Consider the following 25,652-nt stretch of genomic DNA (forward strand, 5'->3'; position numbering starts at 1 on the left):
ATATGCAAAAAAGGCTCTCCATAAAGGGGGAGCCTCACAAAAACATATAGTTTATCCAAAAGTGGCCAGTGAAAAAAACGCAATAATCCCTAACAGTACTAACAGTTGGAGAATTATTCCCGCTATGCCCGCTATTAAGCCTGCTGTCGCAAAGCCTCTCCCATTTTCGTCCGTTTTATTGATTTCATTTACTGCTTTTCTTGAAAAAATAATGCTGATAATTCCTAAGATAAGACCAATGAAGGGAATTAATACCGATAAAATACCAAATGTTAACGATATAATTGAATTAGTGTTTGTCTGATTGTTCATGACAGTCGTTCCTCCTTTCTCTTATTACTTGGCCCAGCTCAAACTCCGGAAAATTTGTCAGTTAGGGATGGGATGTATCCTTGAAGGTCGCTCCATCAGTGGTTATCACTGATAGAAGTTTTCTTTCTATACTGCGGTTGTTTGCTTTATCCTTATATAAAGTAATACGAAGAACAGCATTTAAAGTTACAATGAATATTTTTCATTCTTTACAACGATTCACATAACTTCATTTATTCATGGAAAACTAATCTGTGGAGGTGAATAGAATGACAAACAGAAAAGCAGATCCATCCACAATTGGTTTAGGTTCTAGCCAGCCAGAAGGTCAAGGAACAACTTCAAAGGAAACAGGAAAAACAAAGGCAGATTCTTCTAGAAAGAAACAAAAACGTTCTTAACCGTGAGAATATAAGAAGAAAAACAGGCGAGTAAGATTCACCTGTTTTTCTTTTAATTATAATATTATTTTCTTGAACTTAAGCTCTCCTGCTCTCCTCAGCATGAAGGGGAATACTCTAGCTCCAGCAGAAACTTTTTTTCTCTTCCTTATTTTATAAGTGTTCCAGCTATCATACTAGCGGTTATCTTTCGTTGTTTTCCTTCATTCAAAAAGAATCTTCAGAAATGCTCCCTCAAGCTCAATATATAATTGTTTGTGACTTCCCCAATAGTGTTATGTTAGATGACTAATTCTAGAGATGGGTATCGGCTTTGAACAAAAGGCGGTTTTTCCTTCTCGTTCTTTTACCAACTTTTAGAACTAAGTGGGTATACTTTCTTTATTTTGAATCAGTGATAAAATAAAGAATATAATTAATTTAAAGGACGTTATTTATAATACCAAAGTGACTTTTTGGAGTCCATTAATTGTTTATCCGTTTTACTGTATGGGGAATCGGTTGGTAATGTTTGGATAAAAATGTTGAATGAATGGTTTATTAGAAAGAGTAGGGCTTGAAAATTTTTTATAATTAATTGATAGGATAAGAAAGGAGCGTTGTTATGAACCCTAGTATCCTGAACCGAAATAATGTCAATGTTCTAGGAAATGGAGATCAAGCGATGATTTTCGCACCAGGTTTTGGATGTGATCAAACGGTGTGGAAATCTGTATCAGAGTCGTTTGAAAGCGATAAGCAAATTGTTTTATTTGATTATGTTGGGATGGGAAAATCAGATATAAAGGCATTTGATTCGGATAAATACAGCGATCTTTCCGGTTATGTTCAAGATTTGTTAGATGTTTGTTCAGCCTTAAATCTTAAAAATGCAATATTTGTTGGTCATTCCGTTTCAGGAATGATTGGTTTATTAGCATCCCTGCAACATCCGGAATATTTTTCCCATCTTATTATGGTCGGTCCTTCTCCTTGTTATCTTAATGATCTTCCTGATTATTTTGGAGGTTTTGAAAAAGAAGATCTAATAGGCTTAATTGATATGATGGATAAAAATTATATTGGCTGGGCAACTATTTTTGCTTCAACCGTTACCAATAATCCTAGTCGGCCAGATGTTGCAAAGGAGTTGGAAAATCGCTTTTGTTCTACTGATCCCGTAATTGCTCGTAAATTTGCAGAGGCTTGTTTCTTTGCGGATAGCCGGGAAGAATTGCCAAAAGTTACCGTGCCCTCTCTGATTATGCAATGCTCTGAAGATATAATTGCTCCAACTATAGTAGGTGAGTATTTGAGTCAACATGTTCCGAAAAGTAGGCTGACATACATGAAAGCAACTGGACACTGCCCGCATATGAGTCATCCAGAAGAGACGATTCAATTAATTCGAGAATATTTGGGAGAAGTTCCTAGTAAAGTTGTTGATCCCGTCTTATGAATGAGCAATTAAACAAAGCTCCTTGTGGTTTTATTACGCTTTCGAAAGAGGGTATTCTATTATCTATTAATGATACATTAGTTCAATTACTTGGTTATCGTTTAGATCAATTAATTGGACATCACATCAATATCATTCTTCCTAAGCCTTCACAGGTATTTATGCAACTTTATTTCTTTCCCTTGGTAACTGTTCAGCATCAAGTAGAAGAAATGTATCTCTCTTTTACTAATAGGAATGGAGAAGAAATACCCGTTCTGATTAACGCATCACTCAGCCAAGATAAGAATAGTCAAATTATAACTTGTGTAATTATCCCTATACAGAGAAGAAATGAATACGAAAACCAGTTAATTATGTCCAAAAAAATTACGGAGGATGCATTAAAGGAAATAAGCATTGTTAATGTAAAATTGGAGAAAGCCCTTCATAATTTGGAAGAAAATCAGAAGAAACTTTTAGAAGTGAATAAGCAGAATGAACAATTTAAAAAAGATACACATAGAGAATTGAATCTAGCAAAGAAAATACAAGAAAGATCACTGCCTGAAATAATATCTGCCGATCACATCGAAATGGAATCCTATTATTCTGCATCGAAGGAATTATCAGGGGATATTTATGGCTGTTATAAAATAAATAATCATCGATATGGAATTATTCTATTAGATGTAATGGGACACGGTATTTCATCAGCACTAATAACTATGTCTTTGCAATCTTTATTCCAAAGGTTGATTCCAAAAGGAACTGCTACTAACGAAGTGATAAAAGAATTAGATGATCATTTACATACTTTATTTCATCACAATCAAGAATCCTGGCATTATTGTACGGCTATTTATCTTGTAATTGATACCGATAAAAAAACGATAGAGTATACGAATTGTGGACATCCACCAGCTATCTTTCAGAATTCTGCAGGGAGTCAGTCAGAACTTCGAGCAACCGCACCTCCACTAGGGACATTTGAGGGGATACAGTATGAAATAGAAACATTTCATTATGATATAGGCAGCAGAATTCTTTTATACACCGATGGCGTTTCAGAACCTCTTGGCTTCCATCGGCTAGGTTCCTTGTTAATGGAGCATTCATCTGAACCATTGATAGGGTTAAAAGAAAAAGTCTTGCAATCTCTTCAAAATGAAGGAGAGGAGAAATTTAATAATGATGATCAGTGTTTTATTTTAGTTGGTTTAAAATAGATATGTAATAGAGTAAGAGAAAAGCATTTAACTATTTCGACTCTAATCCAATAAAGCATCTTTATCTGGAAAAAGGATGCTTTACATCATTTTTCTGTTATAAGCTCAACCAATAAAACATGCAATTAGTAAACAGAAAAGAACTAAAAACAAAGTGCAGCTTGTTGACAAAAGGAATTTAGGAAATGCAAATGGAATTATTATGCATTGATTGGAGTGGAAGGGGTGAGACTCCCTCGAGGAAAGTTGATATACCAACGTTTACAGCGTTATTTTTTTAGTCCAATATTTTTTTAGGAAAACTCTTTGAATCATATTTTAACTAACTATTCCATTAATTATAATATTTGGTAAGTAAGTGGACGCGACGCTAGAGCCAATAGGGATTTATTGACAAATATACACTATTAGATGCATCCGGTATCTCTACTCTTCTTATGAGGACGTACCCTCCCATGTCTCTTAGCGTCGCGCGCTTACATTCCTTCGTTTGGTCTCATCATAAGGCAGAGGCTGGCATCATGCTCCTGTATGGACTCTAAGTCGTAAGTCTCTCTAAAAGCCAGCTTTCCTGTCATCTTTTTGAATATAACCGTCTTATAGATTTTTATTTGGGTTGGAGGATAGAGAGATCTTGTCTCATTCGCTCCTTATCAAACAGTACTTCTTGCTGACAAAGTCCATGAAAAATCTTTAACATTTTATTACATAGAACGACTAATGCTTCTTTCTTCTTCAAAGGGTTTTCTTTTCTAGAGATATAATACTGATATAAATCATAAAAGGTTTCATTATTTCTAATCAAAGGCAAGACAGCACGATAGAGAAGGGCTCGCAGCTTTCTTCTCCCTCTTTTGGAGATTCGCTTTTGTCCAATCATCTTTCCAGAAGAGTTCTCTCGTAAGGTTAATCCCGCTAATTTAATAAGTTGGCGTGGATGTTTATAATGCTTGAGAGAACCCACTTCTGCTAGTAAATCTATAACGGTAGTTTCCCCAATGCCAGGGATTGATAATAAATAATGATATTCCGCTTGTTGCTCTGCTAGTGTCTTTAAACTTTCATTTACCTGTTCTAATTGCTTTGTCAGAAGTTCGTATTGAGTAATTAAAGAGTAAATTTCTATACGAGCCATATTGGAGCCTTCTGTTAATCCAATAGATTGTACCGCCACTCTCTTTAGTTGTGCTATTTTAGGTCTTGCTGGATACTTTAGTTTTTCCTTTTCCAAGTATAAAAGGACTAACTCCTCGATTTCTTTTTCCATTAAGTCTACTGGTAAAGGGGTATGTTTTAATATGGCACATGCATTCAGCCCTAAATCTTTAAATGCTACTTTAAATTCAGGAAAGTAACGATCCGTCCAGCGAATGATACGATTCTTCACTTTCGAAATGTCCTTTTTCAGATTCCACCGAATAGAGGAACCTTCTCTAAGCTCTGCTTCTATTCCTTCTATTTGACGAGGATCACTAAAGTATCCATTGGTTATTAGTTTAGCAATGACTCTCGCATCCTTCTTATCATTCTTCGTTTGTAAGTTATCATCCAACTCCTTGGAACGATTCACATGTAGAGGATTGACCATGACAAAACGAATATCATTTTGGGTAAGAAAAGCAGCTAAATTCATCCAATAGTGCCCAGTAGGCTCGAATCCAATCAATAAATCATCCTTTTGATGAATTGCCTTTAGATTTTGAAGCTTGAGATAAAATTGATGAAAACCATGATGAGACTGGTGGATAGAAAAAGAGGTACTTAACTCAACCCCTCGATCGTCCACCGCACATGCATAGTGTGTATTTTTAGCAATGTCAATTCCAATGATTAAAGTGGAAGTAGACACTTGATTTAAACGGTGATTACGGGTATTATTCATAATAGATTCTCCTTCTGACGCTGTGTTGATTGGTCTCAATATAAGCATCATAAAGGAGGATCTTTTTTTGTGCAATACCACAGAAACTAATCCCACAGGAATGCTCCTGTGGGATCTGCGAGACAGTTTGAGACCCTGCAGGCCTTAGGCCGAAGCGGCTTAGCGCGAGCCCCACGGAATGCGAACCCTGAAACGGAAATCAACTCTTATTTAAAAGAATCTATATTTATAAACTAAGACAAACTCCTAATTACTGAATTAGGAGTTTGTCGACAGTCTGAACTATAACATAGTGTTAAGGTTCTTTTTTGTGTATTTTTTTCCTTTTGATCTTTTATGGGAAACATGCAATCAAAGTACAGAGACAAGCAATAGATTTACTTAGTCAAAAAGCTCTTTATAAAGCTATTTGAAATGGGCATAATGGAAATTCGTAAGACTATATAAGCAAATGTAGATTACACCACTTTAATACACGCTTGGTATATCACTTTATGAAAAGTAGTTGACATGTACAAATAAAGTATTATATAATTATCTCGAATTCAAGATAATTGAAAGGAAGATTATCATGGATAATAAGGAAGTAAGTAAATATGAAGAAGATTTATCACTAAAGGTATTCGTTGTGTTGTCGAGAGCATTGCAATCGATAAAGAAACGAGTAGAAGAAGATATAAAATGTCTCGGGTTAAACCCTACAGAATTTTCTGTGCTGGAATTGATTTATAGCAAAGGGGATCAGCCAATTCAAAAGATTGGTGAAAAAGTTTTGATTGCAAGCAGCAGCATTACCTATGTTGTAGATAAATTAGAGAATAAAAAATTAATCAGAAGAAAACCTTGTCCAAAAGACCGCCGCATAACCTATGTGGTAATAACAGAAGAGGGAACCGAGCTTATGGACAAAGTCTTTCCAAAGCATAGAGCAGCTATGAACGAGATATGTGGCGGGTTAGACAATAAAGAAAAAGAAATACTGATTGAACAGCTCAAAAAATTAGGGCTTCATGCACAAGAGATGTGATTTTTTTTGAGGTTATATCTCGAATTAATAATATTTTAATTCGTAGTAATGAGCAAAATAGAGAATTTCTATAAATGATTTTTCTGCTTATAACAAATAGTAATTAAATAAAGCTTGCTAGAAAATTGGAATAGGAGTGAACGGGAATGACGAAGAGCACAAGTGGAATTCACCATATTACGGCAATCGTAGGCCACCCGCAAGAGAATGTTGACTTTTATGCAGGTGTATTAGGATTGCGTTTAGTGAAACAGACTGTCAATTTTGATGATCCAGGGACATATCATTTATATTTTGGAGATGAAGGCGGCAATCCAGGAACGATTATTACTTTCTTTCCATGGGCGGGAGCGCGTCAAGGAGTTATTGGAGACGGGCAAGTCGGCGTAACGTCTTATGTGGTGCCTAAAGGAGCTCTTTCATTTTGGGAAAAAAGGTTAGCAAAATTTAATATTTCTTTCACAAAAACAGAGCGTTTTGGAGAGGAATACTTAGCTTTTTCTGATCCTCATGGCTTACTGCTAGAAATAGTAGAAAGAGCAGAAGGGAAAAATAATAGCTGGCAGTTTGGTGAGGTGACACCTAAAAATGCTATTAAAGGATTTGGCGGTGCAACGCTTTTATCGAAACAACCTGCACAAACAGCAGAACTTTTAGAAAAAGTGATGGGGTTTAAAAAAGTTGGCGAAGAAGGAGAATATGTACGTTTCCGTTCCTTTAGCGATATTGGAAATGTCATCGATTTAAAATTAACTACAGGCAGAAGTGGAGAGATGGGTGTTGGGACTGTTCATCATATTGCTTTTAGAGCAGTGGATGATCTTGACCAATTAGACTGGCAAAAACATGTCTCGCAAAATGGATACCATGTAACAGTTGTTAAGGATCGAAATTATTTTAATGCCATCTATTTTAGAGAGCATGGTGAAATCCTCTTTGAAATTGCGACAGATCCTCCAGGATTTGCCATTGATGAATCTAAAGAAACACTAGGGGAGACATTAATGCTGCCAAGTCAATATGAACAATATAGAGAACAGCTTAATAGCAGATTAATACCAATTGATGTTAGAAATCTCGACTAATTTGTAAAGGATGATTTGATGCATTCCATTGATCCGAAAACCGTTTCAGAAAGAGAGAATTATAAATTTCTAATTGGAAGCATAATTCCTAGACCTATTGCCTTTGTTACTAGCTTGTCGGAAGAGGGTGTCTTAAATGGGGCTCCTTTCAGCTACTTTAATATTGTATCATCTAATCCGCCAATGATATCGTTATCCATTCAGCGTTCCAATGGGAAACCAAAGGATACGGCAAGGAACATTTTAAACAAAAAGGAATTTGTCATTCATATTGTAGATGAACAAAATGTTGATAAAATCAATCAAACGGCAGCAAGTCTTGCGCCAAGTGAAAGTGAGATTGAATTAGCAGGATTAACACCGATAGATAGCAGCGCCATCTCTGTACCGGGGATAAAGGAAGCTAAGATTCGTATGGAATGTGTATTGGAACATTCATTAGAATTGGGAGGTACCGAGGCACTTCCTGGATGTGATTTTCTAATTGGAAGAGTGGTTCATTATCACATTGATTCTACCCTGTATGAAAATGGCAGAATTGATCCAAGAGGGTTAGCAGCTGTCAGCAGATTAGCGGGAAATGACTATGCAAAAATTGGTGACATGTTTACAAAAGTAAGACCACAATAGTTCCATGAAATGGAGAGGATAAGATGCAAAAAACAGCAGGAATTCATCATATTTCAGCAATGGTAAATGATGCACAAAGAAATATTGATTTTTATGCAGGTGTCCTTGGTCTACGATTGGTAAAAAAGACAATTAATTTTGATCGCCCAGAAGTATATCATCTCTATTTTGGGAATGAAACAGGGGAACCAGGAACAATTATTACCTTCTTTCCATGGGAAAAACAGCTGAAAGGTAGAATTGGCCAAGGGCAAGTTGGTGTAACGAGTTATGTTATTCCACAAGGTAGCAGTGCATTTTGGAAAAATCGTCTTCTTTCCTTTGGTGTAGAAGTGGAAAGTGCTGCGAGATTTAACGAAAAATATTTGCAATTTGTCGATCCAGATGGCCTGCAAATCGAATTAGTGGAACGAAACGAAGGACCAGCAAGTAATTGGCAGCTAGGTTCGATCTATCCCGCTGCTGCTATTAAAGGTTTTGGCGGAGCAACATTACTTTCAGCACAACCGAACAAAACAGCAGAGGTATTAGAACATATATTGGGTCTTAAATGTGTAGGAGAAGATGCAGGGTATCTCCGTTTCTTTGCAGATGCACAGATAGGAAATGTGATAGATATCAAATTGACCCCGTCTGTTCGTGGTCTCATGGGAGCAGGAACTGTCCACCATATTGCTTGGCGGGCAAAAGATGAGACAGAGCTTCAGCAATGGAGAACGCTGCTTCAAGAAAAAGGGTATTATCCAACGGAAGTGAAGGATCGAAACTATTTTAAAGCCTTATATTTTCATGAAGAAGGCGGCATTCTATTTGAAATAGCTACTGATGGACCTGGATTTGCGGTGGATGAGCCAGTAGAACAGCTGGGAGAGAAGCTTATGCTTCCTGAGTGGTTAGAAGAAAAGCGTGATGAGTTAACAGCTGCTTTGCCTAAAGTAGAGGTTAGAATCTTAGAGGAGGAGAAGGGATGAAACATATTTTCAATAAGGGAAAAGATCCGAAAAAACCCACGTTATTGATGTTACACGGAACAGGCGGAACAGAGTTAGATTTATTGCCACTAGCGGGAATGATTGATGATGAAGCTTCAGTGCTAAGTGTCCGTGGGAATATTTTAGAGAACGGCATGCCGCGTTTCTTTAAGCGTTTAGCAGAAGGTGTATTTGATGAAGAAGATTTAATTTTTCGTACAAAGGAATTAAATGAATTTCTAGATGAAGCAGCCCAAAAATATGAATTTGATAGAGACAATATCGTGGCAATTGGCTACTCTAATGGTGCCAATATTGCTGCAAGCTTATTATTTCACTATCAGGATGCATTAAAAGCAGCTATTCTACATCATCCAATGGTTCCAAGAAGAGGAATCACGCTCCCTGACTTAACAGGAAAAGGAGTATTTATTACCGCAGGAACGAATGATCCAATTTGTTCAAAAGAAGAATCAAATGAACTACAATCAATGCTTGCTAATGCGAATGCGAATGTCGAAATGCATTGGGAAAACAGAGGCCATCAGCTAACAGCAGAGGAAGTAAAAGCAGCTTCTAAATGGTATTCGGCCTTAATGAATAACTAATCATTAAAAAGAGAAAAACCAATCATAAATTTCTACAATTGGGGAATAAGAAGAACAGCTAACATTGAAAAGACTATTTCAGTGGAGGTGATTCTTATAAGAGATCAATAAAAAAATAAAGCAGGTGTACTTATGGGATTTTTAAACAAATTATTTGGAAAATCAAAGGAGATGGAAAATATGTCAAATGTTAAAGTAGCAGTAATTTTTTATAGTATGGGTGGAACAAACTATCAACTAGCACAATGGGCAGCAGAAGGAGCAAAAGAAGCTGGCGCAGAAGTGAAAGTGGTAAAAGTACAAGAATTAGCGCCACAATCTGTTATTGACAGCAATGAAGCTTGGAAAGCAACAGTGGATGCAACAAAAGATGTACCAGTTGCATCATCGGAAGATATTGAATGGGCAGATGCGATTATTTTTAGTGTTCCAACACGTTTTGGTACAATGCCTTCTCAAATGAAGCAATTCATTGATTTACAAGGCGGTCTATGGGCAAACGGAAAAACAGTAAACAAAGTAGTTAGTGCCATGACTTCTGCGCAAAATCCACATGGTGGACAAGAAGCAACATTATTATCCTTATACACTTCTATGATGCATTGGGGCGCTATTATTGCTGCACCAGGATATACAGATCCAGTTCTTTTCGGTGCAGGTGGAAACCCTTATGGAACAAGTGTAACAGTAGGACAAGATGGAAAAATGATCGAAGACGTTCAAGGTGCAGTTAAACACCAAGCGAAACGTACTGTTACCGTTGCAGAGTGGGTTAAAAAAGGAAATCAATAATTTGTAAACATAGGAAAACCAGAAGTAGATAGCTTCTGGTTTTTTTGCATGCTGTTATTCCACAGAAGCTTCCGATGGCAGCGGTTGAGGTAATTCCTCTTTTTGAATGGAGCTTAAAATAACACCGATAATGACAATTGCTCCGCCAATAACCTGGGTCAATGTAACGATTTCCTTTAGAAGAAAAACGGAGAAGACTATCCCAAGTACAGGAACAAGATTCATAAAGGAAACGGAAGCACTTGCAGACAGTTTTTTTAATCCATAATTATATAAAATAAAGGCAGCAACGGAGCAGCCAATGCTTAAAAAGAGCAAAGAGGTTATGCTGATCACATTTGGCATTTTCCACGCTTCATCTTCCCAAAGTAAAAACGGTATAAAGCATAAAGTTCCTACAGTCATTTGATAGGATGTTATGGTCATTGCTGAATATTTCCTCGTTATATCTTTTGTAACAAAGTTGTAGCATGCCCAAACTATTCCAGCCCCTAGAAGAATAAGATTCCCCCAAAAGGATTGATTGCTTCCATCTACTTTAATTTGTGTCAAAATAGCAACACCTGTAATAGCCAGAAAGATTCCTAAAATCTTTTGTAAGGAAGGCTTGGAGCGATAAAGGAAAAATTCAAGCAGTGCAGTAATGGCAGGAAAGGACGCAACAATTAAGGCGGCATTAGAAGCAGAAGTCATTTGAACGCCTATATTCTCTAAGGTGAAATAAAGGGTAATTCCCAATAAACCACTTAAAAAAAGTCGTTTACGATCCTTGTTTCTGATTTTTTCTGTTGAATTTGTTATTTTGCGAATGATCCAGATAATAAGGGCTGCTATAAGTGTTCTTCCAGCTCCAAGCTGAATCGGCGCAAAGGTTTCGTAAGCTAATTTGGTTGTAATAAAAGAACCACTCCACAATATCACAGCACTAATACATGCTAAATAATAAATATGAATACCTTTTTCCATCATCAACACCACTTTTCAAAATAGTAGCTACAAAAGTAACTACTTAAAATAGTAGCAGAATGATTTGTGATAAAGCAATAGCTTTTGGTAAAATAATAGTTACTAAAGTAGCAACTATTCGGAGGGACTATGAAAGACAATACTTTGGAGACATTAAGAAATTTAAATTTTACGGAATATGAGGGAAAGGCTTATCTAGCTTTATTAGCGGAATCTCCCTTAACGGGCTACGCCGTTGCCAAAAATTCAGGAGTGCCGCGTTCCAAAATTTACGAAGTACTGGAAAGTCTTGTCAATCGTGGCGACATTTTTGTCAGCTATGGCAATACACCACAATACATTCCCGTACCAGCGAAAGAATTGATACGAAATCGCCGCTTAAAAGCAGAAGAGAATTTTGAACAGGCGGAAATGTTATTGGAAAAATTTGAGAATACAACAAGTGATCGCGAAAACATCTGGAACATCACTGGAAGTAAGGAGATATTGGTTAAAGTAAAAGAATGTATTGCTTCTGCTGAACAAAGGATACTGATGGAAATATGGGCAGAGGATTTCAAGGAACTAGAAATGGAATTAGAGCAGGCTGCAAATCGAGGCGTAACAATCACGATTATTGCATATGGAGAAATAGTATCAGATTTTGCTAATATATATCGCCATGATATGAGTCAAGAAATTACGGAGGAATACGGTGGTAGATGGCTAGTCTTTAGTGGAGATGATCAAGAGGTATTAGCTGGGATTATTTCCTTGGGAAAAGAAAGCCGTGCAGCTTGGACCATGCATGTTGGACTTGTAATGCCGATTACAGAAGTAATGATCCATGATTTATACTTAATGGAAATATTGGAGAAACATCGTGATATATTAGAAAACTCATTTGGGAAGAACCTTATTGATTTGCGGAGAAAATTTTCCATCTATCCTGACTTCAAAAAGCATTATGTGAAATAAATCAAATTGATATGCCAATTATATGGAAATGAGGGAAAGTAATGGAAGTGTTTTTAATAAGCTTTTTTTCAGCTGCCATTATATTTATTACCGTTTTTTATATAATAAAGGCATTAGTTGTCGCTTTTAAGAGTGATGAAATATCACTGCGAAAGTTTGTTATTTTTTCAAGTTTTTCCATTGGAATAAGTGTAAGCATTGTGTCCATATTACCCTTTGGCTATCAAAAGATATTTGATTATATTTAAAAGACAAAGTATTTTTTTTATAGAAGTGAAAGCGAGAGGACTCTGTGGGATGGCGAGAAAAACAGGCAGAGATTTAGCGCAAATCCTACGGAGTGAATCCCTCTATAGGGGAAAAGAACATCTTATTCAAAGAGAGTAGTAAAACAAAAATAAACGTCTATTTCTAAAAATTAGGGTGTATTTACAGTCGGAATGTTATTTTTTTAATTAACAAAGTTTAATATAGCTTTTTAAAAGGTAATTTTATATTGACATAAATTGAATATACCATTAAGATGATAAAAGTAATTCCGACTATATTAATAGGGAAAGGGTGTTTTGGAGTGACAACTTCAGTAAATGTTCAATCGGCTCAAAAGATAAAGAGTCAAAAAGAACAACCAAAAGGATTAAAGGCTCCACAGATGCCTTTAATTATTGGTGGACTCATTGTAGCAGCGATTCTACTAGTCTATTTATTAATGACACAAAAAAGTATGCAGCCGATATTATTAGTTTTAGGTCTCTTACTAGGATATACATTATTTCATGCTCGTTTTGGTTTTACATCCGCATTTCGCAGACTTGCTTCAGTAGGAAATGGGCAGGCGTTACGCGCTCATATGCTGATGTTAGCAGTGGCGGTAACGCTATTTGCTCCAATTTTAGCATACGGCGTTTCCTTTTTTGGAACAGGAGCTACTGGCTATGTATCACCGGTTGGTGTTAGTCTTGTCGTTGGTGCCTTTATGTTTGGGATTGGCATGCAGCTAGGGGGCGGATGTGCTTCTGGTACCTTGTATGCAGTAGGCGGCGGACGTTCTGTTGCATTTGTAACATTACTATTCTTCATTATCGGATCCACAATTGGTGCAGCTCATCTGTCGTTTTGGACAGAAGACTTACCATCTTTTGCACCAATTTCATTAGCGACATCAACTGGTCTTGGCTATGGTGGAGCTTGGATTGTATCCATTATTCTATTTGGTGTAATTGCATGGATTACATTAGTTGTGGAAAGAAAAAGAAAAGCGCCAAAAATGGCTCCTCTTCCAACAACAACTGGCTGGAAACGTATTTTCCGCGGTTCATGGCCATTATTCGCAGCAGCGATCGTGTTAGCTGTACTTAATGCTTTAACCTTAATGACACGCGGTACACCATGGGGAATCACCTCTGCCTTTGCTTTATGGGGTTCAAAAGTGGCACAATTTTTTGGTATGGATGTAGCAAGCTGGGGATTCTGGCAAGGGGCAAATGCTCAAGCTTTAGAAGCTTCTATTTTTGCAGATTCTACAACGATTCTAAACTTCGGTGTTATCCTTGGGGCCTTTTTGGCATCAGCAGCTGGCGGTCTCTTTAAATTTTCAAAAGTGACGCTTGGAAATGTGCTTGCTTCCATCATTGGCGGCTTACTAATGGGCTATGGCTCACGTCTAGCATTTGGATGTAACGTAGGTGCTTACTTTGGCGGGATTGCATCATTCAGTGTTCACGGTTATGTGTGGGGAATATTAGCATTAGCTGGGACATTTGTTGCCTTGTATCTTCGTCCATTATTTGGACTTTCTGTACCAAAGTCAAAAGATACATTTTGTTAAGAGAAAAAGCAGGTATCATTTAGATGATGCCTGTTTTTTTTGTAAAAAAACTTAACTTTTCAAAAAAACATCTAAATAGAAGATAATAATCTATCGAAATTTGAGCAAGTCTTTCTCCTTTATGTCCAAGTCTCACTTATTTCGGGAAGGTGCGAATATTTTAGTATATAAGAGGATATCTTTTTTAAGTCCTAAAGTTGGCAGGAAAAGTATTTAATATATTGAATGTTCGCCTTTTTGGGTATTTTTTTCGTCTGTTTTCTTAAAAAAATGAAAAAAATGTAGAAAATACAAACAATCTTTTCTATACTAGTTGTAAAGATAGGATTCCTGATAAAAGCTTCTACCGTTTCATTAATCGCGAAGAGGAAATTTACTTTTTTCCTGAATATGGAAGATGAGATTTTAACAGGTACTAGTAATATAGAAAAAGGTTGGGAGGTGCAATTGTCCTGTTATAGGCATTTAATGACGGGATGTAAGTTGAGAACCTATCTCAAGAAAGTATTTAATTTATGAATAAGTAGATAAGCTAGATTAACAGAGATTTACAACCGTTTCATCATAGGTTAATAGAGAATTTCTACAATAAGGGAGAAAAGTTGATTTTTATTTGCTTTAAGTCAACGAAACTAATTAGGGGGTAATTGCTTAAATGAACAGGAAGAGGCATTTTGCATTTCTTTTTAGCATCATAACAACATTAGCACTATTAGTATCTGTTATTTCACCAGCTAGTACATACGCGGAAGAGAGTAATAATCATTTTAAGTTAACGATTATGCACATGAATGATACGCATGCTCGTGCCGATTTACTGCCAAATATGATCACTGCTATTAAAGAAGTGCGGGCAGAAGATCCTAATGCATTAGTATTTAATGCAGGAGATGTTTTTTCCGGCACACTCTATTTCAATGAATATCGTGGAAAAGCAGACCTAGCTCTATTAAACATGATGAATTTGGATGGGATGATCTTTGGTAATCACGAATTTGATTTAGGTTCTAATGAGAATGGTCATAAATCATTGGCAGAGTTTGTTAAGGGTGCAAAGTTTCCATTCCTTGCAGCTAATGTTGATTTTTCTGGCGATGATTTTATGAAAGATCTGCAAAAGAATGAATTCTCTGCATCACCAGAAGACGGAAAAATTTTCAATGGTATAGTGAAAGAAATTAACGGAGAAAAGGTTGGTATTTTCGGGTTGACAACAGAAGATACAGCAAACATCTCTAGTCCGGTAAATGTAAAATTTTTAGATTATATTAAAAAGGCAGAAAATGCAGTTAAGACTTTTGAAGATATGGGGATTAACAAAATTATTGCGGTGACTCATATTGGCTATGATAGTAACCCTGATTTCGGAAATGACTTACAATTAGCCAAGTATGTAGATGGAATTGATGTAATTGTTGGTGGACATTCACATACTCAATTAGATGAGCCAACCGTTATTAAAACAGATGAGAATGGTGTGGAGAAAGATCCAACTCTTATCGTTCAAGCATACCAATATGCACAATATTTGGGAAAACTAGCGGTTGAGTTTGATGAGAATGGTGTTGTTTCTGGGCATGAAGGACAGCTAATAAATGCTTCACAAAAAGAAGCAGATCCAGAAGCTGCTGCTATATTAGCTCCATATAAAGATAAAATAACACAGCTTTCTACTCAGGAATCAGGAGCAATTGCACTAAAGACATTAGCAAACCCTCGTCTAGGTGAAGGAAGTACGGTAAGTGTACGTGCTAATGAAACAGAGTTAGGTAATCTTGTTACAGATGCCATGTTAGCAAAAGCAAAAGAGAAATATCCAAAAACAGTAATTGCCTTTCAAAATGGCGGTGGAATTCGAGCAGCAATTAATGAAGGTCCAATTACTATCGGAGAAATCATTGCAGTTCTTCCATTTGGAAACGATCCAGTGGTGTTAGAATTAACTGGTGCAGAAATCAAGCAAATTCTTGAGCAGAGTGTTAGTCAAGCTCCAGCGGAAAATGGAGGTTTCCTTCATATAGCTGGTATGAAGTATAGTTATGATAGCACTAAAGATTCCGGTTCCAGAGTTGTTTCTATGTATGTAAATATAAATGGGGAATTTCAAGAAATTCAACCAGACCAAAGATACCTTGTGACGACAAATAACTTTACTGCTAAAGGCGGTGATGGGTATCCAGTATTTGCTAATGCGTATGCAGAAGGTCGGGTACAGGACATTGGGGAAGTTGACTGGGAACAATTACGCTCTTATATGGTAGACGATTTACGTGGAGAGGTAAATCCTGTCCTTGAAGGCCGAATTGTCGATTTACGTGGAGCTGAGCCAGAAACCCCAGGAGACGAAGAAGAAATCCCAGGTGATAACGAAGAAACTCCTGGAGATAATGAAGAAACGCCAGGAGACAACGAAGAAACTCCTGGAGATAATGAAGAAACGCCTGGAGATAATGAAGAAACGCCAGGAGACAACGAAGAAACTCCTGGAGATAATGAAGAAACGCCAGGGGATAATGGAGAAACCCCGGGAGACAACGGAGGAACGCCAGGGGATAATGGAGAAACCCCGGGAGATAACGGAGAAACGCCAGGAGATAAAGGTGCAACACCAGGAACAAACAACAATGCAGATGGAAATGCTCTTCCAAATACAGCTACAAACATGTATACAATGATTGTAGCTGGGGCAATATTATTAGCTGCCGGAATTGGATTCCTGGTATTTAGAAAAGTTAAATATTCAAAGATTTAATAAAATTAATAGTTGAAAAGACCCTTTCGCAGTTGCGGAAGGGTTTTTTTTATAGAAAAGAAAACCCTGGGCTATGCCTAGGGTTCCAAAAAGCTTACAGCGTGGTATTAAAAAAACTTCCTCTTGGTGCTAAAATATTTTTTGGTTCGCCAACCGAAAATAAATAGCCAGGAGGAAGTCCTTATGTCAAAAGACAATAATAGTTTAGCACACACAACTTGGAATTGTAAGTATCACATAGTATTTGCACCAAAATATAGAAGACAAATAATTTACGGGAAAATAAAGAAAGATATTGGGCAAATCTTACGTACCTTATGTGAGAGGAAAGGCGTGGAGATAATAGAAGCAACAGCGTGTAAGGATCACGTACATATGTTAGTGAGTATTCCGCCAAAATTAAGTGTATCAGCATTCGTAGGCTATCTAAAAGGGAAAAGTAGCTTGATGATATTTGATCGACATGCACAATTGAAATATAAGTATGGAAATCGAAAATTTTGGTGTACAGGATATTATGTAGATACGGTAGGAAGAAACAAAAAGGTAATTGAAGAATATATCCGTAATCAAATACAAGATGATATAGTCGCAGAACAATTAACAATGATGGAATATATTGATCCATTTACAGGGGAAGAAGTGAAGAAAAAGAAACGAAAAAATTAGGAGAGAAGGCCTTTGAGGTCTGGCCAGTAGAAGTAGTACAATTGGCGAACCTTTCAGTAGCCCTTTAGGGTTTGGTCAGTAATAAAGGCTTTCAGCCGCAGAGAAAACCACCCGTTCTCACGGGTGGTCCTTATTGAGGAGAATTTTTAAAATAGATGATTGAATTATATTTAATGAAATTATGTCTATATTTTGGAATTAGTTTAATTTAACTCCTCTTTCAAAAATTCCGAAAAAAATTTCACAAAAGTGTAGACAAAACAAATAGATGTGTGTAAAATTATCTTTAATTAGAGATAATTTATTTCAAAGTATTTTTGATAGGAATATCTCTAATAAGTTTGCCTTAATATTCAATAAGATTGAGGGAAACTAATTTTTTTAATAAATATCTTGAATTCAAAGTAAATAATAAGAGGAAAATGGAGGAATTTTAAAATGGCAAAATGGACAGTAGATCAATCACATTCTAGTGTAGGATTTGAAGTAAAGCATATGATGGTTTCAAAAGTGAAGGGACAATTCGATTCTTACTCAGCAGACGTAGAAGCTGCAGATTTAGCAGATTTAACAACAGCTAGCATTGCATTTAAATTTGACGTAGCAAGCATTAACACACATAGTGAAGATCGCGATAATCACTTGAAATCAGCAGATTTCTTCGACACAGAAAAATACCCAACAATTGATTTTAAATCAACATCGATTACAAAAGATGGTGATGACTATAAAGTAACAGGTGATTTAACTATTAAGGGTGTTACAAAGCCAGTAACATTTGACGTAGAATACGGTGGAAAAGGCACAAACCCATGGGGCGTAGAAGTTTACGGTTTCGAAGGAGAAGCAAAAATTAACCGTGAAGACTTTGGACTTACTTGGAACGCGGTATTAGAATCAGGCGGCGTACTAGTAGGAAAAGATATCAAAATCAAAGTAGAATTAGAAGTAAACCCAGCATAAGGAAACAGAGGGAGGACGGTTCTTATGTATCCAATTGGATGCATTAGAACTGTCCTCTTTAGATAAAAAAGAAATGCACTTCTGTTTGGGAAGAAACTTACTTCTTTCTATATAAAGAGAATAATGGGCCTGCTGACATGAAGAGGATGAAAGCAAGAACCTGGTCATCAAGAGGAAAAATGGTGTTGATGAAGAGGATGAAAGCCAAAAAGCTGTCATCAAGAGGGAAAAGTGGTGTTCAGGGAGAGGATGAAAGCCAAAAGTTCGTCAGGAAGAGGAAAAAGTGGTGTTCAGGGAGAGGATGAAAGCCAAAAGTTCGTCAGGAAGAGGGAAAAATGGTGTTCATGAAGAGGATGAAAGCCGAAAAACCGTCATATAGAGGAAAAAGTGGTATTCATGAAGAGGATGAAAGCCAAAAGTTCGTCAGGAAGAGGAAAAAGTGGTGTTCATGGAGAGGATGAAAGCCGAAAAACCGTCAGCAAGAGGGAAAAGTGGTGTTCATGGAGAGGATGAAAGCCAAAAGTTCGTCAGCAAGAGGGAAAATTGGTGTTCATAAACACCTGAATTCAAAAATTCACCGACCACTGTATTCCATCCAAACTTCATACATAGCCACACTCTAAAGATGGCAAGCTATAAATTAAATGAGCATACAAAAATCCTTATTTATAGTAACAACAAACAGAATAATTGCCATAAAACGCCATTCCCCTTAATATAGCAATCAAGACAAGTCATTTTGAAGCGGTAAGTTAGTTTTCCGAAAATACCTTATCTAGTTGGTCTAAATAAGAAAAAAGCATAAGGGACTTGTATAAAAAGGAGGAACAAACTCAAATATGGACAATAAAAAGGAAGGTTCATCCAAAAAAAATGCACAATTTAATATTTTGCGAAATGATCCGACAAAAGGTGATGGCGGCTATGGTGTAGGATCTATCTCCTTAGAGAATGTAACGCCAATCATTATTGATCGAGAAAGCCAGGAAGTATTTATTGATATAGGTGCTATGCATGGCAGGAGTAAAGTGGAACAAAAAGTATTTTTTAAGAATGTGACAAAAGAAGAAGTACTAGATTTGGATCCGCATAAATATTGGGTTATTTGGATTGCGTTGGACAGAAACGAAGAGGGTGCTTATTATTCTGGTGCTGGTGCTTGCGAAATCTTGGTAGCAAAGAAAATGAAAGAAGGAAGTAGAAAACGTTTTGGCTACAAGGCGATGCCAGAGCATGTAAATAGCCTTGATAAAGCTATCAAACGAAGATTTGCGTTAGACAATATGGATTACGATTCCAAGCAGTCGTTAAAAAAGTTCCTTGTTGATTTTAACAATGATTATTGGGAGAGATCGCCTGAGGAATTAAAGAATAGTTTAAATAATGCTGAATAGAAGAAAGGTGAAGAAATTGAAAAAATACGGATTAGATCCAAGCAAAGGATTAGAGTTTGGAATCTATACATTAGGGGATCATTTACCAAACCCACTAACAGGGGAACGAATTTCTGCAGAAGAACGTGTACATGAGATTATCGAATACGCAAAATTAGCAGATCAAGCAGGACTTGATTTCTTTAGTGTTGGAGAGAGTCATCAAGAATATTTTGTTACACAAGCGCATTCAGTTGTGTTATCAGCTATTGCACAAGCTACGAAAAATATTAAAATAGCTAGTTCTTCTACTATTATAAGTACATCAGATCCGGTCAGGGTATATGAGGATTTTGCAACAATTGATTTAATTTCTAAAGGCCGTGCTGAAATTATTGCTGGGCGTGCTTCAAGAGTCGGTTTATTTGAATTGTTAGGTTACGATCTTCGTAATTATGAAGAATTGTTTGAAGAGAAATTTGAATTATTAATGAAAATTAATGAAGAGGAAGTAGTGAACTGGAATGGAGAATTCCGTGCCCCGTTAAGAAATGCCAGAGTGTTACCACGACCTAAAAAAAGTTTTATTCCGATTTGGCGTGCTGTTGGAGGGACACCAGCAAGTGCAATCAGAGCTGGAATGGCAGGAGCTCCAATGTTTATGGCACATTTAGGCGGTCCAGCATCTGTATTCAAACGAACAGTAGATGCTTATCGTGAAGCAGCTCGGAACAGCGGATTTGATCCAGTCGAATTACCAGTGGCTACAGCAGGCTTCTTCTATGCAGCAGAATCATCTCAGCAAGCTTTAAAAGATATGTACCCACATATTAATGAAGGCATGAAAAAAACAAATGGTGCTGGCTTCCCAAAACAGCATTTTGCTCAAGGGGTAGATCCGCATAACATTATGAATATCGGAAGTCCACAGCAAATCATAGAAAAAATTCTTTATCAACATGAAATGTTTAATCATCAACGCTATATTGCCCAAATTGATTTTGGTGGTATGCCATTTAAAAATGTTATGAAAAATGTGGAGATCATTGGGACGGAAATTTTGCCGGCTATTAGAAAATACACAAAAAAATCGGAGGCATAAGATTATGAAAATTGTTGGATTATCCGGATCAAAGGTCGGATCTAAAACGAGAACAGCGATGGATTACACAATGAAAGCTATTGCGGATAATTATCCCGATATTGAGATAACGTTACTCGATTTGGCGGATTATGATATCCAATTTAGTGATGGGAGAAACTATTTAGAATATGAAGGGGACACAGGGCTTGTCACCAAGACATTGATGGAAGCAGATGCGATTATTATAGGTACACCAGTTTTCCAAGCATCTATACCTGCTACGTTGAAAAACATTTTTGATTTATTGCCGCAAAATGCGTTTCGCGATAAAGTAGTTAGTATAATTGTAACGGCAGGTTCTTCTAAACATTATTTAATTGCAGAACAGCAGTTAAAACCGATTTTGGCTTATATGAAAGCGCAGATTGTTCAAACATATGTATTTATTGAGGAAAAAGATTTTCAGCGCAAAGAAATTATAGATGATGATGTGTTATTCCGCATTGAGCGATTAGTGGAAGATACAATAGTATTAACAGAGACATATACGGAAATACGAGCGAAAAAGGAAGCCCAATACGATTTTTAATAAGTGAAAATGTTTGTGAGATATTTTTTATATATTTTAGTCTAATTAGTATTTATAATTGAGGAAGAAGAAATGAAGGAATTAGAAGGAATCGTTGTCATTCAACGAGATATCGGTTCAGATGTATTAGTTATTAATAATATCCCTGTATCGCAGTATTATAGAGGCTACAATGGGAAAGAAATCATTCTTACTATTGTTTGTGCAAAGGGGAAAACTTATACATATGAAGGAACAGCTGATATTTTTTACTTTGAAGGCAAGCAGCATTACTACAGAGGAACGAAATATGTAGATGATTTTTTTATCGATGATATCGATATTAGAGAGTTATTAGAGCAGCATGAAAATGAATCTGTCAAAATAATCATTTCTAGTTGAAATCTAAAAAAGCTAGTACTTTTCGGCTGAAGAGTACTAGCTTTTCTGTTATTAAGAAGGAAAATTCTTTTGATAAGAAAAAGAAAAGTTTGGCTGAAAAGAGGACAGGTTTGGCTGATAAAAAGGAAGTTTGGCTGATAAAAGAAAAATTCAGCTGAAAAGAAACCGAATTTGGCTGATAAAAGAAAATCTTATCTCAAAAAGCAGACATGATTGGCTAATTTAATCAGCAATCATAAATAAAGAAATAAAAAATTTATTTTGTAAGCAAATTGTAGCAAAGGCGATGCATATGCTATGATTAATTGGAATATAAATGAAGCGGAGGTTTTCCTTGTGACAGCATCAATGAGACTAAGATTCCCACATTTCATCGTTAACTAAATACGTTTGGATAGTCTTCTTTTGAGAAGAAGTGGGATTGGTCTGTCTGTTTATTGGAAACCTAATAATGGTTAATAAAGAGGGGAGATACCAAGTCTTCGCTCTTTTTTCTGCTCTAATAGATAGACTTATTCACATGACAAAAAATTAGAATGTGAGGTTTATAAATGAGTACAGTTAATAATAAAGAAAATTGGTATCGGAATATTGTATTATTTCTTAGCAGCCAGACGATATCTTTGTTTGGATCATCACTTGTGCAATATGCTATTATGTGGCATATAACGTTAACCACTGAATCCGGTTTAATGATGACATTATATATCCTTTGTGGATTTCTTCCCACGTTTCTTTTGTCGCCAGTGGCTGGAGTATGGGCCGATCGCTATAACCGGAAACTCTTGATTATGATATCTGATGGATTAATTGCATTTGCGACATTAATATTGGCGCTGCTCTTTTTAATGGGATATGATTCCATTTGGCTGCTCTTTGTGATGGCAGCAGTTCGAGCGTTTGGAACAGGTGTTCAAACGCCATCTGTTGGGGCGATTTTGCCACAAATAGTGCCAAAAGATAAGCTGACAAAAGTGAATGGTGTTAATGGAAGTATTCAGGCAGTAATAATGTTTATATCTCCGATGGTTAGTGCTGCTTTATTGACGATGGCATCCATCGAAGCGATTTTTTTCATTGATGTTATAACGGCAGCTATTGCTATTTTTACCTTGCTTGCCTTTTTAAAGATTCCTGCACATCAAAAGGCATCGCTAGAACAATCGACAAGTTATTTTAGTGATTTTAAAGAAGGACTGAAGTATGTCCATAATCATGCCTTTTTGAAAAAATTCTTTATTTATTTTTCCATCTTTTTTGTGCTGATGGCACCAGCAGCATTCTTAACTCCTTTGCAGGTTACTCGCAGCTTTGGAGATGATGTCTGGCGGCTAACGGCCATTGAAATAGCTTTTTCCATTGGAATGATGGTAGGCGGAGGAGTCATTGCCGCATGGGGTGGATTTGAGAATAAAGTGAAAACAATGACCCTAGCAAGCATTATTATGGGAGTTTGCACTTTTGCACTCGGGATGATTCCATTCTTTTGGATTTATCTAGTATTTATGGCGCTATTCGGAGTGGCAATGCCCATTTTTAATACACCAACCACCGTCTTATTGCAGGAAAAAATAGAAGAAGGATTTTTAGGAAGAGTTTTCGGTGTCATGGGGATGATTTCTACCTCTATGATGCCAATTGGCATGTTAATATTTGGACCGCTTGCCGATTTTATTAAAGTCGAATGGTTATTATTAGGAACAGGAATTTTTATTATGATCCTGTCGATTTTCTTAGGAAAAGACAAAGCATTAATCGAAGCTGGAAAACCTTCTATTGAAAGAGTTTGATTCAACTGCTAGGCTTAGTGTGCGCATAGTATGTTTGCGCAGCTAAGTCTTTTTTTCTTTTAAAAGCTGGGAGAATTTAAAAGTTCTCTTACGAGGAATGAAATTCGACAGTGTTTCTTGTATAATGGATAAATGTATCGGGAAATGCAACGTTCAAAAACGAAACGCTTAATTGATATTTAAGCGTCAACGAGGGATAGGGATGAAAAGAAGAAGGAAAACTACAACAAATACAATTATTGTCTTAATATTAGTTATATATTTTGGCTATTTATTTGCTTCTACTACAATTAAGCAAAATAAAGAACAAAGATTGTTGAAATATTTACCAGAAATCGCCACTCAACTGGAAAAAAATGAATTAAATGCAGAAGAGCTGGCACCTGTTTTACTTGCTATCATGGATCAAGAAAGTCGCGGAAAAGGAAATGATCCCATGCAGTCCTCTGAATCAGCAGGGCTGAAGAGAAATGCAATTGAAGATCCATCCGAGAGCATTAAGCAAGGAGTATTTCATTTTGCAGAAGTGTACAAGTATGGGCAAAAGCAAGGAGTAGATATAGAAGCAATCATCCAAAGCTATAATATGGGACCTGGTTATATTGATTTCATTGTCAGCAATAATCAAGTCGAACATAGTGAAGAATCAGCCAAAACATACTCAGAATATATGGTCGAACGGTCACCAGACATTTATACATGTAATAATGACAAATTAAATTTTAGATATCCCTATTGCTATGGAGACTTTACCTATGCAGATAAAGTGACATCCAAGGTAGAGGAGATGAGTAATATAATTGAAAAATATGCTCGGAAATTATAGGAGGAATAAAGAAAAATGAAGCTTTACCATTCTGTACTTGAATTAATTGGCAATACACCGACTGTACGATTGAATAAAATACCTAATACTACTGGAGCAGAGGTTTTTATCAAATTAGAATCTTTTAATCCAGGGGGAAGTGTGAAAGATCGTGCGGCTTTAAATATGATTGAGCGTGCCGAAAAAGAGGGAAAGCTTATCCCGGGAAGAAGCACCATTATTGAACCGACCTCAGGTAATACAGGGATAGGAATTGCCATGGTTGCTGCCGTAAAGGGATACCGTTGTATCATTACAATGCCAGATAATGCAACAAAAGAACGTGTCCAAATATTAAAGGCATATGGAGCAGAGGTATATTTAACCCCAGGTAACAGACGAATGCAAGGGGCAATTGATGAAGCCAATCGTTTAGCTATAGATATTGCTGACAGCTTTATTCCCATGCAATTTGAAAATGCAGCAAATGCTGATGCCCATCGAGGTACTACTGCTGTTGAAATTTTTGAAGCGTTTGAAGGAAAGCTGGATGCACTTGTTTTGACAGCTGGCACAGGTGGAACAGTTACTGGTGTTGGAGGAGAATTAAAGAAAAGGATTCCAGACATAAAAATATATGTAGTAGAGCCATTTGGTTCTCCAGTATTATCAGGAGGTAAACCAGGCCCTCATAAAATTCCAGGAACAGGCCCAGGATTTATACCGAAAATCTTGAACAGAGACATTTTTGATGAAGTCTTATTAATAAAAGATCATGATGCAGAAGTCATGGCAAGACGTCTTGCAGCGGAAGAAGGAATCTTTGTAGGGGCATCGGGTGCATCTAGCGCGCATTTTGCTGTGCAAATAGCAAGTGAACTGCCATCAACTGCTAAAGTGTTATGTATCGCACCTGATACAGGAGAACGTTATTTATCTTCAGATTTATTTTCATAAAAGAATGGAAACATTGGAATAAGCTGTTCCTATCGGGGAGAAAATATTCCAACTAATACTTCTTAGCTGACCAGATCATTTGTGATTTGGTCTTTTCTTGTTCTCCAATTGGCATAATAATGTTGCGATTTTATAGTACATCTTTAACTCTGTTTTAAATCAAGTGTATAATAATACGTATATG

General features: G+C 36.6%; 25 protein-coding genes. 22 read left to right on the plus strand and 3 right to left on the minus strand.

Features of this window, described 5'->3' with window-relative positions; genetic code table 11:
• Positions 1-51: 51 nt before the first annotated feature.
• Complete coding sequence (locus NSQ89_RS02140; RefSeq protein WP_047943244.1) at positions 52-312, minus strand: DUF4190 domain-containing protein; 261 nt, start codon at positions 310-312, stop codon at positions 52-54.
• Between the two features lie 269 nt (positions 313-581).
• Between NSQ89_RS02140 and NSQ89_RS02145 the strand changes: the two genes are divergently transcribed.
• The 3 genes from NSQ89_RS02145 (at position 582) to NSQ89_RS02155 (ending at position 3,359) form a co-directional block, all read left to right on the plus strand.
• Positions 582-713, plus strand: coding sequence for a YuzL family protein (locus NSQ89_RS02145; RefSeq protein WP_095259472.1), 132 nt, complete (start codon positions 582-584; stop codon positions 711-713).
• A gap of 604 nt (positions 714-1,317) precedes the next feature.
• Positions 1,318-2,151 (plus strand): alpha/beta fold hydrolase, encoded by an 834-nt coding sequence (locus NSQ89_RS02150; RefSeq protein WP_341132177.1) that lies wholly within the window; start codon positions 1,318-1,320, stop codon positions 2,149-2,151.
• A complete protein-coding gene (locus tag NSQ89_RS02155) occupies positions 2,148-3,359 on the plus strand; it encodes a SpoIIE family protein phosphatase (RefSeq protein ID WP_047943242.1) in 1,212 nt (403 codons plus the stop codon). Before NSQ89_RS02150 ends, NSQ89_RS02155 begins: the two co-directional genes overlap by 4 nt.
• A gap of 607 nt (positions 3,360-3,966) precedes the next feature.
• Here the strand turns inward: NSQ89_RS02155 and NSQ89_RS02160 are convergent.
• Positions 3,967-5,241 (minus strand): IS110 family transposase, encoded by a 1,275-nt coding sequence (locus NSQ89_RS02160; RefSeq protein ID WP_047945042.1) that lies wholly within the window; start codon positions 5,239-5,241, stop codon positions 3,967-3,969.
• A 571-nt stretch (positions 5,242-5,812) separates the two neighbouring features.
• Between NSQ89_RS02160 and NSQ89_RS02165 the strand changes: the two genes are divergently transcribed.
• From NSQ89_RS02165 to wrbA, 6 genes are all read left to right on the plus strand, one after another.
• Positions 5,813-6,268, plus strand: a complete 456-nt coding sequence (locus NSQ89_RS02165) for a MarR family winged helix-turn-helix transcriptional regulator (RefSeq protein WP_047945040.1) — start codon at positions 5,813-5,815, stop codon at positions 6,266-6,268.
• Between the two features lie 146 nt (positions 6,269-6,414).
• A complete protein-coding gene (locus NSQ89_RS02170) occupies positions 6,415-7,353 on the plus strand; it encodes a ring-cleaving dioxygenase (RefSeq protein ID WP_341132178.1) in 939 nt (312 codons plus the stop codon).
• A gap of 18 nt (positions 7,354-7,371) precedes the next feature.
• Positions 7,372-7,983, plus strand: a complete 612-nt coding sequence (locus NSQ89_RS02175; protein WP_341132179.1) for a flavin reductase family protein — start codon at positions 7,372-7,374, stop codon at positions 7,981-7,983.
• A gap of 23 nt (positions 7,984-8,006) precedes the next feature.
• Entirely contained in the window at positions 8,007-8,954 is a 948-nt protein-coding gene (locus tag NSQ89_RS02180; RefSeq protein WP_341132180.1) for a ring-cleaving dioxygenase, read from the plus strand.
• Positions 8,951-9,562 carry an alpha/beta hydrolase gene (locus NSQ89_RS02185; protein ID WP_047945036.1) on the plus strand — a complete coding sequence of 204 codons (612 nt, stop codon included), beginning with the start codon at positions 8,951-8,953 and terminating at the stop codon, positions 9,560-9,562. Before NSQ89_RS02180 ends, NSQ89_RS02185 begins: the two co-directional genes overlap by 4 nt.
• 180 nt (positions 9,563-9,742) lie before the next feature.
• Complete coding sequence (gene wrbA / locus NSQ89_RS02190; protein WP_047945041.1) at positions 9,743-10,354, plus strand: NAD(P)H:quinone oxidoreductase; 612 nt, start codon at positions 9,743-9,745, stop codon at positions 10,352-10,354.
• 54 nt (positions 10,355-10,408) lie between these two features.
• Here wrbA and NSQ89_RS02195 read toward each other — a convergent pair whose 3' ends face one another.
• Positions 10,409-11,323, minus strand: a complete 915-nt coding sequence (locus NSQ89_RS02195) for a DMT family transporter (RefSeq protein WP_341132181.1) — start codon at positions 11,321-11,323, stop codon at positions 10,409-10,411.
• A 126-nt stretch (positions 11,324-11,449) separates the two neighbouring features.
• Between NSQ89_RS02195 and NSQ89_RS02200 the strand changes: the two genes are divergently transcribed.
• The 13 genes from NSQ89_RS02200 to cysK all read left to right on the plus strand — a co-directional run bounded on the left by NSQ89_RS02200 (position 11,450) and on the right by cysK (position 25,468).
• Entirely contained in the window at positions 11,450-12,277 is an 828-nt protein-coding gene (locus NSQ89_RS02200) for a TrmB family transcriptional regulator (protein WP_047945034.1), read from the plus strand.
• A gap of 41 nt (positions 12,278-12,318) precedes the next feature.
• Complete coding sequence (locus NSQ89_RS02205; RefSeq protein WP_047945033.1) at positions 12,319-12,525, plus strand: hypothetical protein; 207 nt, start codon at positions 12,319-12,321, stop codon at positions 12,523-12,525.
• 323 nt (positions 12,526-12,848) lie between these two features.
• A complete protein-coding gene (locus tag NSQ89_RS02210) occupies positions 12,849-14,105 on the plus strand; it encodes a YeeE/YedE family protein (RefSeq protein WP_047945032.1) in 1,257 nt (418 codons plus the stop codon).
• 655 nt (positions 14,106-14,760) lie between these two features.
• Positions 14,761-16,857, plus strand: coding sequence for a 5'-nucleotidase C-terminal domain-containing protein (locus NSQ89_RS02215; protein ID WP_341132182.1), 2,097 nt, complete (start codon positions 14,761-14,763; stop codon positions 16,855-16,857).
• Between the two features lie 183 nt (positions 16,858-17,040).
• Positions 17,041-17,526 (plus strand): IS200/IS605 family transposase, encoded by a 486-nt coding sequence (tnpA, locus tag NSQ89_RS02220; RefSeq protein WP_047944525.1) that lies wholly within the window; start codon positions 17,041-17,043, stop codon positions 17,524-17,526.
• A 438-nt stretch (positions 17,527-17,964) separates the two neighbouring features.
• Positions 17,965-18,489 carry a YceI family protein gene (locus tag NSQ89_RS02225; protein ID WP_047942877.1) on the plus strand — a complete coding sequence of 175 codons (525 nt, stop codon included), beginning with the start codon at positions 17,965-17,967 and terminating at the stop codon, positions 18,487-18,489.
• A gap of 839 nt (positions 18,490-19,328) precedes the next feature.
• Complete coding sequence (locus NSQ89_RS02230; protein ID WP_047942876.1) at positions 19,329-19,883, plus strand: YwhD family protein; 555 nt, start codon at positions 19,329-19,331, stop codon at positions 19,881-19,883.
• 16 nt (positions 19,884-19,899) lie between these two features.
• The gene (locus NSQ89_RS02235) at positions 19,900-20,964 is read left to right on the plus strand and encodes an LLM class flavin-dependent oxidoreductase (protein WP_061800068.1); all 1,065 of its coding nucleotides are present in this window, start codon (positions 19,900-19,902) and stop codon (positions 20,962-20,964) included.
• 4 nt (positions 20,965-20,968) lie between these two features.
• Complete coding sequence (locus NSQ89_RS02240; protein WP_047942875.1) at positions 20,969-21,535, plus strand: NADPH-dependent FMN reductase; 567 nt, start codon at positions 20,969-20,971, stop codon at positions 21,533-21,535.
• Positions 21,536-21,607: 72 nt separating this feature from the next.
• Positions 21,608-21,916, plus strand: a complete 309-nt coding sequence (locus tag NSQ89_RS02245) for a hypothetical protein (protein ID WP_061800037.1) — start codon at positions 21,608-21,610, stop codon at positions 21,914-21,916.
• Between the two features lie 551 nt (positions 21,917-22,467).
• Positions 22,468-23,706, plus strand: a complete 1,239-nt coding sequence (locus NSQ89_RS02250; protein ID WP_095258664.1) for an MFS transporter — start codon at positions 22,468-22,470, stop codon at positions 23,704-23,706.
• A gap of 202 nt (positions 23,707-23,908) precedes the next feature.
• Complete coding sequence (locus NSQ89_RS02255; protein ID WP_053215709.1) at positions 23,909-24,532, plus strand: lysozyme family protein; 624 nt, start codon at positions 23,909-23,911, stop codon at positions 24,530-24,532.
• 15 nt (positions 24,533-24,547) lie between these two features.
• Positions 24,548-25,468 (plus strand): cysteine synthase A, encoded by a 921-nt coding sequence (gene cysK / locus NSQ89_RS02260; RefSeq protein ID WP_341132183.1) that lies wholly within the window; start codon positions 24,548-24,550, stop codon positions 25,466-25,468.
• Positions 25,469-25,652 lie beyond the last annotated feature (184 nt).

Source organism: Niallia sp. FSL R7-0648 (assembly GCF_038007005.1).
Taxonomy (GTDB): Bacteria; Bacillota; Bacilli; order Bacillales; family Cytobacillaceae; genus Niallia; species Niallia circulans.